This window comes from Candidatus Methanoperedens nitratireducens (genome assembly GCF_000685155.1).
GTDB lineage: Archaea > Halobacteriota > Methanosarcinia > Methanosarcinales > Methanoperedenaceae > Methanoperedens > Methanoperedens nitratireducens.
Genome location: NZ_JMIY01000008.1, coordinates 108,237 through 122,409, shown reverse-complemented (window position 1 = coordinate 122,409; position 14,173 = coordinate 108,237). Strand labels below are relative to the sequence as shown.

At 46.1% G+C, this 14,173-nt stretch carries 14 protein-coding genes; 5 read left to right on the top strand and 9 right to left on the bottom strand.

Annotated features, from left to right (window positions below; all coding sequences use genetic code 11):
- Nucleotides 1-135 precede the first annotated feature (135 nt).
- From ANME2D_RS16245 to ANME2D_RS16235, 3 genes are all read left to right on the top strand, one after another.
- Nucleotides 136-813 carry a winged helix-turn-helix transcriptional regulator gene (locus tag ANME2D_RS16245; RefSeq protein WP_206741781.1) on the top strand — a complete coding sequence of 226 codons (678 nt, stop codon included), beginning with the start codon at nucleotides 136-138 and terminating at the stop codon, nucleotides 811-813.
- Nucleotides 814-889: 76 nt separating this feature from the next.
- Nucleotides 890-2,044, top strand: coding sequence for an MFS transporter (locus tag ANME2D_RS16240; RefSeq protein ID WP_048094041.1), 1,155 nt, complete (start codon nucleotides 890-892; stop codon nucleotides 2,042-2,044).
- Nucleotides 2,044-3,033, top strand: a complete 990-nt coding sequence (locus ANME2D_RS16235) for a metal-dependent hydrolase (RefSeq protein ID WP_048094017.1) — start codon at nucleotides 2,044-2,046, stop codon at nucleotides 3,031-3,033. The genes ANME2D_RS16240 and ANME2D_RS16235 overlap by 1 nt, the downstream gene beginning before the upstream one ends.
- Nucleotides 3,034-3,039: 6 nt before the next feature.
- Here ANME2D_RS16235 and ANME2D_RS16230 read toward each other — a convergent pair whose 3' ends face one another.
- The gene (locus ANME2D_RS16230) at nucleotides 3,040-4,218 is read right to left on the bottom strand and encodes a molybdopterin molybdotransferase MoeA (RefSeq protein WP_241763393.1); all 1,179 of its coding nucleotides are present in this window, start codon (nucleotides 4,216-4,218) and stop codon (nucleotides 3,040-3,042) included.
- Between the two features lie 7 nt (nucleotides 4,219-4,225).
- On the bottom strand, nucleotides 4,226-4,498 hold the full coding sequence (locus ANME2D_RS16225; protein ID WP_048094015.1) for a ubiquitin-like small modifier protein 1: 273 nt from the start codon (nucleotides 4,496-4,498) through the stop codon (nucleotides 4,226-4,228).
- Between the two features lie 53 nt (nucleotides 4,499-4,551).
- Here ANME2D_RS16225 and ANME2D_RS16220 point away from each other — a divergent pair, with 53 nt between their 5' ends.
- Nucleotides 4,552-6,144 (top strand): flippase activity-associated protein Agl23, encoded by a 1,593-nt coding sequence (locus tag ANME2D_RS16220; protein ID WP_081810355.1) that lies wholly within the window; start codon nucleotides 4,552-4,554, stop codon nucleotides 6,142-6,144.
- A gap of 11 nt (nucleotides 6,145-6,155) precedes the next feature.
- Here the strand turns inward: ANME2D_RS16220 and ANME2D_RS16215 are convergent, their stop codons facing one another.
- The 5 genes from ANME2D_RS16215 to aroC are packed head-to-tail and all read right to left on the bottom strand — an operon-like array spanning nucleotide 6,156 to nucleotide 10,671.
- A complete protein-coding gene (locus tag ANME2D_RS16215; RefSeq protein WP_048094014.1) occupies nucleotides 6,156-6,440 on the bottom strand; it encodes a chorismate mutase in 285 nt (94 codons plus the stop codon).
- The gene (locus tag ANME2D_RS16210) at nucleotides 6,431-7,291 is read right to left on the bottom strand and encodes a shikimate kinase (protein ID WP_048094013.1); all 861 of its coding nucleotides are present in this window, start codon (nucleotides 7,289-7,291) and stop codon (nucleotides 6,431-6,433) included. The genes ANME2D_RS16215 and ANME2D_RS16210 overlap by 10 nt, the downstream gene beginning before the upstream one ends.
- A 1-nt stretch (nucleotide 7,292) precedes the next feature.
- A complete protein-coding gene (locus ANME2D_RS16205) occupies nucleotides 7,293-7,838 on the bottom strand; it encodes a hypothetical protein (protein ID WP_048094012.1) in 546 nt (181 codons plus the stop codon).
- A 21-nt stretch (nucleotides 7,839-7,859) separates the two neighbouring features.
- Nucleotides 7,860-9,473, bottom strand: a complete 1,614-nt coding sequence (sepS, locus tag ANME2D_RS16200; protein WP_048094011.1) for an O-phosphoserine--tRNA ligase — start codon at nucleotides 9,471-9,473, stop codon at nucleotides 7,860-7,862.
- A 4-nt stretch (nucleotides 9,474-9,477) separates the two neighbouring features.
- Nucleotides 9,478-10,671, bottom strand: coding sequence for a chorismate synthase (gene aroC / locus ANME2D_RS16195; protein WP_048094010.1), 1,194 nt, complete (start codon nucleotides 10,669-10,671; stop codon nucleotides 9,478-9,480).
- A gap of 206 nt (nucleotides 10,672-10,877) precedes the next feature.
- Here aroC and ANME2D_RS16190 point away from each other — a divergent pair, with 206 nt between their 5' ends.
- On the top strand, nucleotides 10,878-12,092 hold the full coding sequence (locus ANME2D_RS16190) for a zinc-dependent alcohol dehydrogenase (RefSeq protein ID WP_048094009.1): 1,215 nt from the start codon (nucleotides 10,878-10,880) through the stop codon (nucleotides 12,090-12,092).
- Nucleotides 12,093-12,212: 120 nt separating this feature from the next.
- Here ANME2D_RS16190 and ANME2D_RS16185 read toward each other — a convergent pair whose 3' ends face one another.
- Both ANME2D_RS16185 and ANME2D_RS16180 read right to left on the bottom strand, forming a co-directional pair.
- Nucleotides 12,213-12,815: a DUF2179 domain-containing protein gene (locus ANME2D_RS16185; protein ID WP_048094008.1), complete on the bottom strand. Its 603-nt coding sequence runs from the start codon at nucleotides 12,813-12,815 to the stop codon at nucleotides 12,213-12,215.
- Between the two features lie 56 nt (nucleotides 12,816-12,871).
- Nucleotides 12,872-14,167, bottom strand: coding sequence for an aminotransferase class III-fold pyridoxal phosphate-dependent enzyme (locus tag ANME2D_RS16180; protein WP_048094007.1), 1,296 nt, complete (start codon nucleotides 14,165-14,167; stop codon nucleotides 12,872-12,874).
- Nucleotides 14,168-14,173 lie beyond the last annotated feature (6 nt).

The window sequence follows — 14,173 nt, the reverse complement described above, 5'->3', positions numbered from 1 at the left end:
AAAGTATTTTAATAGATTTTCACCGTAATATTTATGACTACCAAAAGTGCTAAACTATAGTATAACTTAACAGCATTAAATAATAGTGCGGTAATGAAACAAAACTTCCTCACTATTGCTATATTTTTAATTTTGTTGTTAATCCTACCTGCGATTGCAGCAAATGATGATATCATTGTTGAATCAGGCTATAAAGTTCCGGCAAGGGGAGAAAGACACGATCCAGTACCTGTTAGCTGGTGGCAGTTCCAGTTTTTAATTATTATAGGACAAATAAGCATAATGCCAGTTGAGACTCTTGCTGCTGCTAAAAGCCTCACGTATCTTGGCTATAAAGCTATTACGGATAATAACATCTTGAGCAATAGCACCCGCTTAAAAATCCTTGATTACATTAAAAGAAATCCTGGAGCGAGCTTTAATGTTATCTCAAAAGAAACAGGTGTAAATAGGGGAACTTTAAGCTACCACCTCAAAATTTTGAAAATGCACAAGAATATTAGACCGTATAAAAACAGGAGTTATATAAAGTATTTTGAGAATCCTATTAAATTCAGTGATGATGAAAAGAAGGTGCTCCAGTATCTTAAACAGGATGCATCCAGAAGGATAATCGAGGTTCTGATAGAGCGTCCGGGTGCATCGAGAAAAGATTTATCAAATGCGATTGGGATTTCAGGCCCGGCTGTAACACAGTGCATTGAATACCTGCAAGCAGACGGAATTGTTGAAATTGAGAAAGGGGGTCAATTTAATAAGTATTATGTTAGCGCAAGAGCCATGCAAATAATGCAGAATGTACTGCCAAAGTAGCCTTTGTAGCTGAAATATTAACTGGCATAAAAAGAAGTATTAAGTTGAAGCCCTCTCTATGGGTATAGAAAAACCTATGCAAGATGAGAAACTCTTTACCAGAAATTTTATCCTGACCAGCCTCTCCACCGTTGCCGTATTCACAAGCTTCTATTTCCTGCTTGTCACGCTGCCTATTTATATTGTAAAACTCGGGGGCTCAAAATCAGAGATAGGTCTTATCATCGGGGTGTTTACGATCGCTGCCGTATTCCTGCGTCCTTTCATCGGTCGGGAGGTTGACAGGCGAGGCAGGAAGAGCATACTCATAGCAGGTTTGCTTGTATTCTTTGTATCCATGTTGCTCTATAATTATACTACGAGCGTTGCCTCTCTGCTTCTTCTGAGGGTGCTTCACGGCATCGGCTGGGGTGCAGCCACCACTGCTGCAAGTACCCTGATAGCTGATATCGCACCCCTGCAACGAAGGGGCGAAGCCATGGGTATTTTCGGAATGTCTGCAAATATTGCTCTGGCGATAGGCCCGATTGTGAGTTTCTCGTTATTATATGCCTCTGGTTTCCCTGATTTCCCGAGGCTCTTCGCAGCAGGTGCTGCCATAGCATTTGTGTCTCTTTTACTGGTAATACCTGTATCTGAGACCGTTGTTGTGCATCCAAAAACTCCGCTTTTTAGCAAAGAGGCGTTTTTTCCCTCTGCTTTAATGTTCACGATTACACTAACATACGGCTCGATCGTATCTTTTCTGCCTCTTTTTGCGCAGGATGAGGGTATAGCCAATCCGGGCATATTTTTCACAGTATTTGCGGTAACACTGCTTCTCATCAGGGCCATTGCAGGTAAGCTCTCTGATGTTAAAGGAAGGAAATTTGTTATTGTACCCGGTATGGTCTTAATCACTCTTGGCCTCTGGGTGCTCTCGCTAGCGAACCCGCTCTGGAGCTTCCTTGCCGCAGCCCTGCTGTATGGGCTGGGTTTTGGACTGGTGCATCCCGCTGTAATGGCCCTTCTTGTTGACCGTGTGGGTGAGCGCGGACGCGGTGCTGCTATGGGTACCTTTAGCTCAGCCTTTGACCTTGGTATTGGTGCAGGCTCCATTCTTTTAGGAGTGGTGCTGCAATTTTTCGGTTTCAGGGTCATGTACCTGCTCGGGGGTCTGATAGTGCTTGCAGGCATGGTATGGTTTATAGCAGGAACTGATAAAACTGATAGAATTGTAGGAGGAACATAATGGATATTTTCTCCCATGCCCTGCTGCCATACCTGATCGGGAAGTTATTTAAGCGAAACAAAGAAGAGGTTACTGCCCTTGTTCTTGGTGGATTAGCTCCTGATTTTGATGTATTTATCCTGTGGATTAACTACCTGTACCCAACTTTCTTTCTAATCACGCACCGCGGTATAACCCATTCCCTGCTCTTCGGGTTTTTCACAGGCATTATAATACTTTATCTTGCTTCCCGCACCAGGGTTAAGGCTAAAGTCAGCAGGTTCATTGATTTCAGACCCACGATCTCATACCGCATGGCGGTATTTGCATACGCAGGAGTGATAATCCACCTCCTCCTGGATTACTTTACCACAAAAGGTATCCCGCTTCTTTATCCGCTTGATACTGCAAGGTGGTCTGCCGAGGTGTTCTTTTACACGGATATCTATCTTACGATACTGAGCCTTGCCATTATAATATATTTATTTAAAAAACCTCTTCAGACGAATACAATAACCAAATTTTTAGTTGTATTCCTCGTAATATTCGCAATCCTGGGGACTGTCAGGATTGTTGAAAAAGCCAGCGCAGAGGATTTTTTGCAGAGTGTAAATATAAATGCCTATCCTACCAGCAATCCGTTTGACTGGTATGTCCTCAAGGAATCAGAAGATAAGCTGGCAATATACCAGTACAATGGGCTTACCAGAACCTCTCAATATAATGAAACCCTTTTGCGCCTGAATATTGGACCTGATGGAGATGATGGAGAGAACCTGGATGCTGCACTCGACGCCGCAGGGGAACTGCCGCAGATAAAGATGTTCAGGTGGAGGGCTTATACATCCGCCGTCAATGCCTCCTTTAGCAATGAGACATGGCTTCTTGAATACTACGACCCGGTCCAGAGGGCAATGATGCGGGATTCTCCTGCAGTATTCAGGAGGGCGGCTGCTAACTGGAGCTCTATAATAGTAAAGGTGGAAGCAGGAAAGGCGGTTATATTATGATTACGATCACTCAATCAGTACCACATCAACCTCTTCACCTGCACTCAATCCCTCTATATTCTCAGGTATGATCACAAAACCATCAGCTTTAGAAACAGAGCTCAGTATACCGGCACCTGAGGTCGCAAGAGGTATTGCTTTGCCATTATTGATCTTAACACGGGCAAATGTCTTGTATCCTGCTCTTGATGCTATCTTATCAGATAATACAGCACGAACAATCCTGTCAGGCTCATCAGGCAGGTTCCCAAGCTTTCGAAGTGCTGGCCGCGCAAACCAGTAAAGCGCAACGATACCTGCAACTGGGTAGCCAGGCATGCACACCACAGGCTTGCTGTTGATAATACCAAGTGCTGTTGGCTTACCAGGACTTATGCCTACGCCGTGGACAAGCAGCGTCCCTGTAGATTCAACAATCCCGGGGACATAATCCCTTCTTCCCACCGATGTCCCGCCGCTGATTATAATCATATCTGCATCAAGGTTCGATATAATTGCATCTTTTATCCTGGGAGGTGAGTCTGTCACAATATCAAGAAGCCTTGGAGTTCCACCCCATCTCTCGATATACAGTGCAGCCATCAATCCATTGGTCTCATAGATCTCGCCCTCTTTTAGGCTCTCCTTTCCTCTTGGAACTAGTTCCTCGCCTGTCGGGATTATTGCCACAAGGGGCTTCCTGAATACCTCTATATCCCTGATACCAAGGGATGCCATAACAGCGATATCGCACGGCCGCAGCCTGTGCCCTTTCTTTAAAATAACTTCGCCCTTTTGAATATCCTCCCCGATCTCTCCTACGTTCTTTAAGGGATGTACCTGGGTAAATACTTCAACACTGTCGCCATGCATAACTGTATCTTCCACCATTACGACGGCATCTGCGCCTTCGGGCAGGGGTGAACCTGTATGCACCATGACACAGGTCCCTCTCTCAACTCCTGTCCCCGCTGTGAGGATAACGGGGGAATTGCTGCCTGCGCCGAGGGTATCAGATGCCCTCACAGCAAAGCCATCCATGGCAGCACGTCGATAATGCGGTACATCCACACCTGCAACTACATCGAAAGCATTGATCCTGCCATCGCAATCCTTAATCGGCAAAAGCTCTGGATCAGAAACAGGTATAATCACACCTGAGAATAGTTCTTTTGCCTTATCTGCGTTTATTCTTTTTTTAAACATTTGAACATTAACCACCCGATACCGGAGGAAAGATCGCAATCTCATCATCTGAGTGCACGGGTGTCCCTAATCCTCCTGATTCTATGATATCCCTGCCGTTTAAAAAAACATTGATATACGGCTGCAAACTATTACCATTGAAGAGCATATTCCTCAACCCTGGAAATCTTTTACAGAGTATTTCAAGTATTTCTTTAATAGTATTACCTTCCAGCTCAAGCTCTTTTGTCCCTGTATATTCTCTGAGATTAGCAAAAAGCCTGACCCTGATTTTTGGCATGAATTGAGTGCTCCTTTAAACCATAAATGCTATGAGTATGTTTAGACTATGATATGCTGATGAATAAAAAAGACTTTGCTTTATACCTTGGTTTTATTCTCATAGTTGCTTCTGCTTTTTTCCTCAGGCTCTACCAGCTCGATCTGAGGGTTTTTCATCATGATGAAGCGGCAGTGGGTTACTTCACATATAAATTATTCAACGATGGTATATATTCCTACAACCCCGCATTCCACGGCCCTTTCATGTACTATGCTACAGCCGGCGTGTTCAGGCTCTTCGGGGACAGCATATACTCAGCCCGCCTGCTCCCTGCGCTTCTTGGAGCTTCTATGCTCTTTCTATTAATTCCTTTAAGAAAATATACAGGAGAGCGCGGAATGGTACTTGCCGCATTCTTTTTTGCATTCTCGCCTTCGTTTCTTTATTACTCGCGGTTCTACAGGGAGGATATCTTTATCTCTTTCTTTACACTGCTTGCGTTTGTATGTGCTGTCAAATATGCAGAGAGTTATACTGAAAATAATTCCCCCGTCATGAGGGGCTTTTATCTTTTTGTGGTAGGGCTGTCGCTTGCATCTATGGCAGCGCTTAAGGAGAATGCATATATCTCAATAGCGCTGGTCGTATTCTTCCTTTTCCTGCTCTTTATCAGGGAGAGATGGTATAAAGGTCTGATAGAGAAGCTAAGAGGACATGATAAAAGAGCCTTAATTACAGTTGCTGAAGGGTTTTTTTTAATTATGGTCTTCCTTATCGTTTTTTCGCTCTTTTATACAGGGAAGGCCCTTGATCTCTCTGGCATATGGACAGCTATTGAAAAAGCCTTCTCGCACTGGTATGAGATGCACTCGATAAAGCGTATTGGCGGTCCTATGTATTTCTATTTACCGATACTTGCGCTCTATGAACTTCCTGCTCTTATATTCGGGTTTGCCGGGATTGCTTATTATTATAAGAGAAATAATCTTTTCATGATCTTTCTTATATACTGGGCTATGACCAACCTGATAGTCTATTCTTATCTTCAGGAGAAGGTTCCCTGGCTGGTTCTGAACCCGCTTCTGCCTCTTACTATAATTGCAGCCGCGTACCTGGGTGAACTTATGCCCCGATTAAAATTAAATTCCAGAAACGGGACGGCTGCAGTTATTCTGATCTCTATGATTCTGTTTTATTTTGTGCATTCAAGTGTTTTCCTGAATTACTATAACTACACCAACCCTGCAGAACCCCTGATCCAGGCGGCACAGCCTCCCCAGAGGTTTTCTGAACTCCTTGGTAAAATATCCGAGGTGTCCTCCCAGTACACGAACCAGTCAACCGAGATCCAGGTTACCGATGATCAGATGGAGACACAGTTCCTGTGGTATCTGCGCCACTACGATAATGTTAAATGGAGGGTGAAACTTGATTCTGAGCTCAATGCCCCTCTGATTGTGGTACATGATACCGATGGGAATGAGTCTGAAGCAGATATTGTCCAGCGCCGTCTTAGAAGCGATTATGATAGACTCGACAGTGCAAAGATGTCGTGGTACTGGTTTAAACCAGCAGATTTTACGCTGGATTACCTGCTCTACAGGAAGATGAATGGTCAGCCTGGAGAATACAGGGTTGTATTATTCTATAAGCCGGTATCTTAACTAACATCTCATTAGGGTAAATTCCCTTCCCCGCTCAGTTCATGCTGCCGCTCTATATTCATGTTGATAAGTATCTCAAAAATCTTCTTCACCTGCTCACCATCAAGCCCGCGTTCTGTTGCCGCATTCGTCACCCTGTCCAGCACTACTTTATTCTGCTCAACATCATTAATCGTCTTTCCCTCGGCTCTCTTTGCATCAAGCACTTCCTTTGCCAGATTTGTCCTTTTTTCGATAAGACAGAGCAGTTCCTCATCAATTTTCTGGATTTTTCCTCTGACCTCTTTTAACTGCATGTTTTTACACCGTTATTCACACCTGTATTATTTACCTTGGTCCTTATCACCTTTCCGCCCATCCCGCGCCATACAGGCTCAAGCTGATCGAGCAGGTCAGGATTCCCGATCGCGGTATATGCAGGCCCTGTGCCTGATAGGCCTGTGCCCTCGATACCCAGCTCAAGTGCGGCCATCATGGGCTCTGTACTGAAGCCAAGTGCTGCGCAGTATAAGAAACCATTCAATGTCATAGCTCTCTCATAATTTCCAGAGATGGCTTCTCTATAAGCAAGATCAACCCAGGGTGCGATAAATCTTGAGCGTGCAACGCTGGCTGGTGAAGGCTTTTTTTGTTCTGGCGCCAGGATAAGTACCTCAAAATCGCGCTCCACTCTTTTGATAAGTTCCTTTTTCCTGTTATCGGTGATTACAAATCCACCAAGCATAGAAGCACATGCATCGTCGAAAGCACCGGTAATTGTAACTTTTGAATCAAGTGCAGCCTGAACTCCGATTCTTACAGCCTCAATCGGTTCAAGCTTTTCACCGAGCGCATCAAGGGTTGCAAGCACTGCTGCGTTTGCGGCTGCGCTTGAGCTTTTAAGTCCGCTTGATATAGGTACCTCGCTTTTTGTTGTGACCTCTGCTCCGAATCCTGCGCCAAACCGCAGAAGAATAAGTTCAACACAGCGCTCGATAAGAGAGGTATCCCCTCCCCCTTCTATATATCCCTGGATCTTTTTAGAATCTGTCAGTATAACCTCTGCCTCTGTTCTCAGATCAATGCCAAAAGCTGCCCCTTTCCATGTAGCTATCGCATTGATTATCGTCCCTGCCCCGTAGGCACAGGCATATCCTGATTGCTTCATATTATTTATTTATCTGCTTGATCTTATCTCTCAATATCTTCAACTCTTTTAATACAAGTTCCTTAGTAAACTCAACCGGATTCTCCTGTCGGTTATATTTACTTAAAAGCCAATCAATATAATCAAGTTCTTCGAGTGATGATTCGAACCCGGGTACGTAATTGATAAGTTCATTAAGCGGTATCACTGCAGCGCTCCCTTTCTCCACCCTTTGCTCAAGACCGTTGACCACAATGATAAAATTATATTTCTGAAAACCAAACGCTCTGGCAATGTTTCTTGAGTACCCTTTTATTTGCTGCGCTCGCTTTGCCTCCATGTTTTTGTACATGGACGGGGAATCCTTATACTCAATAAATAATATCGCCTCATCGTTCCAGAGAACAGCATCAAATTCGACTTTATTTGCCATGTTCTTAAACGCAAGAACATTAAATAGCACACCACTGCACCATAGAAGATTTAAATTGCGGCGCAGTGCCTGCTCGGATTTCTGGACATCCGGACGCAATCTCAGGGTATAAGGCTCAGCTTTCAGTTTCATCATCGATACTTTATCAGTAATTATTTAAATAATCTCCATTCTCACAGTTGTAAAGACAGGTCCCCGTATATCTATCTTTTTCTTGTTCCCGGTTATATAAAGCTGTGCAACAGGATCAAGCCTGATATTTATCTCAGAGGGGACCTTAATTATCCTCACCCTGATCTCACAATCGCTGCCCTTTTGTGCTGCATCCTCTATCTCTCTGGCGCAGCGTGCAGCGAATGCATCTATATATCTGATGCCTGTGCTCACACCATTCCTGAATGCATCGTCCCATCTGGGAATCCTGGGTAATCCCAGGACATCGTTTTTGTAGGAAATGATCTCGTTCATCGCAGCAGGACCGCAAAGCTTTGTATTCTCTTCCGGCTCCACGACCTTTACCCTTATATTTTTATCAAATAACCGCCCCTCCCATGCAGTGAACCCGCACGGGCTAGGGGTATCTCCATGTTGTTCGCAGGCCATTGCAATGGCGCTCTGTATCTCCCGCCCTGTCTGTGTTGCAGGAGTATCATCTACGTATACCATTGCTGCGATATCGCTATCAGACATAACCCAGTTAATCCTGTACTGGAACTGCGGATACGTCAGCGCGCGTATATCTGTTGAATCATGCAGTATCATGGCAAGGCGCTCAACACCCATCCCCAGATTCATCACAGGGTAAGGTATATTGTATTGTGAAAGCGCGGATGGAGAGTATATCCCGAACGTAGCTACCTCTACCCAGCCGTCCCTGTATTTAGTCCTTGAACCCACAAGTTTAGGGTGGTAGGCAAAGACCTCGATCTGGGTATCTGGAACATAGTACTTGCTCCTCTTATCATCGGGCCTGAAATTGAAATTAGAAAAACCGAATTGAGAAAGTAGTCCTGACGCTACGGCTTTTCCATCCTCGATGCTGACATCCTCATCCATTATGACGCAGGATGCAGAATAATATGCCATAAGGCGCGTGGCATCCTCGGCCTGCTCGCGGCGGAAGCACCTGTCTACAGAAAAGAGCTTAAGGGGTGTTGTGCGGTAATCACACATCGCTCCAAGGCTTATGAACCACCCGGAGGTCATATGGCTTCTAAGCGTGTTCTGAGAGCACACAGGGACAATGGACTTGAATTCAGGAAATACACGGTCGATCATCACAGCGACCCTTGAATCAGATACTTCCAGCCTGGCCGCCATCTCAGGAACCAGATCATCCCCTTCGATCTCTCCTTTCTTGTATGAATGAAGTATCTGCCTTATCCTCTCAATCCTTTCATCATCCAGATCTCCAAGGATGCTTTTTATCTTTCCTATCCTCTCATCTGAGATCCCGACATTGGGTCTTGGAAGACCGCCTGTATAGAAGCAGCGATCAAGAACAGCAAGCGCTTCATATCCGAATTGCTTATGTATATCCCTGTCCTCTACAATGATCGGGTTCATGACCTCTTCAAAACCCAGCCTCATATATGCTTCGCGCAGGCGCTGGATTGTATCAAAGACAGGATGAGGTTTACCGTATCTTAACGCGTATCGCGGGTATTTTTCATTGACTCCAGGACTGGATATGTATTTTCTTCCTTCATTCCATGCAGTGTCAAAATCCGCTCTTGTTGCTTCTTTAATTTCATCAGGATTGAATTTCATGGCCTTACTTCTCTCCGATAGTTGAAGTATTAATAAACCCACCCCTCATCATCTGGTCGACAAGCACAAGCGCAACCATGGCCTCTGCCACGGGAACTATGCGCGGCGGAATCGTAGGGTCATGACGCCCCTTTATTTTTATTTTTGTCTCTTTCATATTGCTCATATCAACAGTGCACTGCTCCTTTGAGATCGAAGGCGTGGGTTTAACTGCTATCCTGCATACGACCGTCTCACCATTGCTGATACCTCCAAGAATCCCGCCAGCATTGTTGGTAAGCATGCCTATCTTTCCATCATACGTGGATTCCTGAAGAGTAATTGGGTCATTCATCCCGAGTTGCGTCTCGGGAGGACGCACACACGTATGCCTGCTGGCATACGTGGATTCCTGAAGAATAATCGGATCATTCATCTGGCTGCCTCTCATGAGTGCGGATCTGAATCCCGCCCCGATCTCAACGCCTTTTACTGCGCCTATGCTCATTAGCCCCTTTGCAAGTTCTGCGCTGAGCTTATCGAATACAGGTTCACCCACGCCGGCGGGAACACCATGAGCAAGTATCTCAACTATCCCGCCCACGCTGTCACCTTCGCTTCTCGCCATGTGAACCACGGTCTGCATCTCTCCTGCCGCCCCGGGATCTGCGCACCTGATCGGGTTTTTCTCTGTATTCTCACGGATCTCTTCTATGCTAACAGGTCTTGCGCGAATACCTCCAAGCTCAACCACATGGCCAAGTACCTCAACACCGAAGCGGGCGAGGATCTTCTTTGCAACTGCACCGGCGGCTACACGGCCTATCGTCTCCCTGGCGGATGACCTTCCCCCTCCCCTGAAGTCACGAAAGCCGTATTTTAACTCATAGGTCAGATCAGCATGTCCCGGGCGCGGTGTACTCTTAAGCTCTTCGTATTTACTTGAGTCAACATCCTTATTTTTGACCATTATCGATATTGGCGCGCCTGTGGTCTTTCCTGAGAATACCCCTGATAAGATCTCTGCTTTATCCTCCTCTTTCCTTGGTGTGGTTATATCACTCTGGCCCGGACGGCGGCGGTCAAGTTCTTTCTGGATATCTGCCTCATTGAGTGGAAGACCTGCCGGGCAGCCGTCTATCACCACGCCCGCTCCATAGCCATGGCTCTCACCCCATGTTGTTATGCGAAAGAGTGTGCCGAAGGTATTTCCAGACATGGTGTGCTATTTAGTTCGACTGTTTATATAAGCACTTGGAATTAATCACTTCTGCAACTACTTCCACATCTGAAAGCAGCGCAAGTTATATATGTAAAACAGAGCAAAGATTAATTTTAGAGGGTGAAGTACAGAATAGATTAAAAGGAGATATGGGGGTAAAGTATGAAAACAAATCAAAATAAGAAAGATAAGGGGAGTGAATTATGAAAGCTGTTGTTTTTCATGGTATTGGCGATATCCGCCTGGAGGATATGCCTGAGCCGCAGATCGAGCAGCCAAATGATGCCATCGTGCGCCTCACGGCTTCTTCCATCTGTGGAACTGACCTGCATATGGTCCGTGGCACAACGCCAGGGATGCAGCCAGGCACGATCATGGGACACGAGGGTGTAGGAATAGTCGAGCAGATCGGGCCTGAGGTGCGGAACATGAGGGTCGGCGACAGGGTCGTTATCCCGTCTACCATCAGTTGTGGATACTGCACCTACTGCCGCGCTGGCTTTTTCTCCCAGTGCGATAATGCCAACCCGAACGGACCGCTGGCAGGTACTGCCTACTTTGGAGGGCCGAAGGATACGGGACCTTTCAACGGTCTTCAGGCTGAGAAAGCCCGCATTCCCTACGCCAACGTCGGGCTTGTTAAGCTGCCAGATGAGATAAGTGATAACCAGGCGATCATGCTATCCGATGTCTTCCCGACCGGCTTTTTCGGGGCAAGGCTGGCCGAGATCGATCCGGGCGATACAGTTGCTGTCTTTGGATGCGGCCCTGTAGGCCAGTTCGCCATTATCAGCGCCATGCTCCTCGGTGCAGGCCGTGTCCTGGCGGTCGATGAGGTTCCATCCCGTCTTGATATGGCAAGATCACTGGGGGCAGAGGTGATCAATTTCGAAGAAGAGGAACCAATCGAAGTGATCCATCACCTCACAGGCGGAATAGGCGTTGACCGTGCTATAGATGCAGTCGGGGTTGAGGCTGAGCACCCGCACAGGGGGCCTGCAGTCAGGCAGGCAGAGCAGAAGGCTGGGGAGTTCCAGCGGGAAGTAAAGGAGGTTGCGCCCGAAACCCATCCGCAGGGTGATGTCTGGAAGCCTGGCGATGCACCTTCCCAGGCACTACAGTGGGGAGTGGAGGCACTGGCCAAAGCAGGAACATTATCGATCATAGGCGTTTATCCTGAAACAGCCCGGTTCTTCCCGATTGGCCAGGCTATGGGCAAGAACCTCAAGATCAATATGGGGAACTGCAACCATCGAAAGTATATCCCGATGCTCATTGATCTTATCCGCAGCGGTTCAGTTGATCCAGAGAGGTTCCTGACACAGATCGAGCCTCTCACATCGGCGATCGAGGCCTATAAAGCCTTCGACCTGCGTCAGCCTGGCTGGGTCAAGGTGGAGCTTGTGCCGGGGATGTAGATTAACAGGATCAACAGGATAACGCAGATTTATAAAAAGGCATCTGCGTTTATCCGCGTTCATCTGCGGTTTATAAACTCCTATATTTTGAAAAAAGAGAAGTATCAAATCAAAGGCAGTTTATTTTCCGAGTCGATTCAGTCTGAAAGAACTAAAAATGTCTTTTCCATAATGGGATCTTGTTGATGGAAATATGCCCTCACTGGCTGATCTGACCTCTTCTATAGAAAAAAAGGCCTTGGGATTAAATCTCTTAATTATGCCCACAACATTATTGACCTCTTTGCGTTTGATAATCGTGAAAACGATTTTTACCTGGCCTGTAGCTCCTTCAGCATCCACGCTCGTAACCCCATAGCCAATAGATTTAAGCGAATTAATCAATTCGCTCGTGTCCTTTTTTGTGATAATACGGACAACCAGTGTACCCATTGCCATTTTGTTTTCAATATATATTCCTGCGAAATTTCCCATTGCAAAACCTCCTGCATAAGCGACATAATAGGCAATGTTGGTGAGATTTTGCATAATTTGTCCGAGCGCAAAGAGCCAGATGATTATTTCAAAAAACCCAAACAGTGGAGCAAGGTATTTTTCGCCTCTTGAAATAAAAATTATGCGTATTGTCCCCAAAGTAACGTCTAAAATCCTTGCAGTAAAAATAAGTATCGGCAGAATAACCCATGCGAATATTTCTGAATTTAAAAAATCTGTGCTGATCATTTCCAATCTGAATACATTAATAATCTTGATATATTAATAGATTCCTTCGCTATTCCTTATTTTCCCACGGCCTTGAGCGCATCCTCAAATATCTCAAAGCCGCAGTCGATCTCCTCCTTAGAAATTACCAGAGGCGGTACAAACCTGATAACAGAATCACCTGCAGGAAGCATGATCAATCCACCCTCAAAAGCCTTCTTAATGATCAGATCACGTTTCTCAACAGCAGGGTCTTTGTTCTCCTCCACGAGTTCCACACCTATCAGAAGACCCATGCCCCGCACATCCCCGATTATCCGATATTGATCCTTGAGCTCATTCAGGCGCTTGATAATATATGCGCCTTTATCAACCGCTTGATCTCCAAGTTTATTGCTCTCCATGAACTCAAGCGCTGCAAGCCCGGAAGCAGAGGCAAGCAGGTTTCCCCCGAATGTGTTGCCATGCGCCCCGGATGGCCAGCTCATTATCTTGCCTGTTGATAACGTAGCACCAAGAGGCATCCCGCCGCCAATTGACTTTGCCATGCACACGATATCAGCCTTTACATTAAAATTCTCCATTGCCATGAACTTACCTGTGCGGAAACCACCGCTCTGGATCTCATCGGCTATCAGCAGCACGCTGTTCTCATCGCATATCCTGCGAATCTCTTTGTGGAATTCGGGCGGCGGGACTATGACCCCGCCCTCTCCCTGTATTGGTTCTACTACTATAGCAGCCGTATCCTCCGGTGATAGCTCTCTTTTGAGTATGGTGCGTTCTATCTCTTTAGCGCAGGCTATACCACACTGGGGGCATTCAAGATTAAAAGGGCAGCGATAGCAATACGCGTAGTAGGAATGCACGACCCGAAGCGAAGGGAAATGCTCTTTATGCCGTATTTTTGAGCTTGTAAGAGATAGCGCACCAAGCGTTCTTCCATGGAAGGCATGGTAGAATGCAATCATACTGTTTCTCCGTGTGTGCCAGAATGCAAGCTTCATTGCAGCCTCTACCGCCTCTGCTCCTGAGTTTGAGAGAAACACCTTCTCATACCCTGTTAACCCGCAGAGCTTCTCTGCCAGTCTCAGCGGCATCTCTGCATAAAAATCTGAAAACTCGCAGTGGAACGTCCTCTCTGCCTGCTCTTTAACAGCGTCTATGACCTCTTTGCACCTGTATCCTGTATTCATTACAGCCACGCCTGCGGCAAAATCGATGTAGCGGTTGCCATCAACATCGAATATGATCGAGCCCTCAGCATGGTCAACCACCAGGTCATACAGCCGCGTAAGTGACGGTGATATGACTTTATTATCCCTGCCTATGATATCCCTGGATTTTGGGCCTGTAGTTCTCATAGTTCTCATTATCCC

Excerpts from the sequence above, each read along its gene's own strand:
- ANME2D_RS16185 (WP_048094008.1), bottom strand. The coding sequence starts at position 12,815 with ATGATCAGCACAGATTTTTTAAATTCAGAAATATTCGCATGGGTTATT.
- ANME2D_RS16215 (WP_048094014.1), bottom strand. The coding sequence starts at position 6,440 with ATGCAGTTAAAAGAGGTCAGAGGAAAAATCCAGAAAATTGATGAGGAA.
- ANME2D_RS16235 (WP_048094017.1), top strand. The coding sequence starts at position 2,044 with ATGGATATTTTCTCCCATGCCCTGCTGCCATACCTGATCGGGAAGTTA.
- sepS (WP_048094011.1), bottom strand. The coding sequence starts at position 9,473 with ATGAAATTCAATCCTGATGAAATTAAAGAAGCAACAAGAGCGGATTTT.
- aroC (WP_048094010.1), bottom strand. The coding sequence starts at position 10,671 with ATGTCTGGAAATACCTTCGGCACACTCTTTCGCATAACAACATGGGGT.
- ANME2D_RS16180 (WP_048094007.1), bottom strand. The coding sequence starts at position 14,167 with ATGAGAACTATGAGAACTACAGGCCCAAAATCCAGGGATATCATAGGC.
- ANME2D_RS16240 (WP_048094041.1), top strand. The coding sequence starts at position 890 with ATGCAAGATGAGAAACTCTTTACCAGAAATTTTATCCTGACCAGCCTC.
- ANME2D_RS16230 (WP_241763393.1), bottom strand. The coding sequence starts at position 4,218 with ATGTTTAAAAAAAGAATAAACGCAGATAAGGCAAAAGAACTATTCTCA.
- ANME2D_RS16220 (WP_081810355.1), top strand. The coding sequence starts at position 4,552 with ATGCTGATGAATAAAAAAGACTTTGCTTTATACCTTGGTTTTATTCTC.
- ANME2D_RS16225 (WP_048094015.1), bottom strand. The coding sequence starts at position 4,498 with ATGCCAAAAATCAGGGTCAGGCTTTTTGCTAATCTCAGAGAATATACA.
- ANME2D_RS16205 (WP_048094012.1), bottom strand. The coding sequence starts at position 7,838 with ATGATGAAACTGAAAGCTGAGCCTTATACCCTGAGATTGCGTCCGGAT.
- ANME2D_RS16210 (WP_048094013.1), bottom strand. The coding sequence starts at position 7,291 with ATGAAGCAATCAGGATATGCCTGTGCCTACGGGGCAGGGACGATAATC.
- ANME2D_RS16190 (WP_048094009.1), top strand. The coding sequence starts at position 10,878 with ATGAAAGCTGTTGTTTTTCATGGTATTGGCGATATCCGCCTGGAGGAT.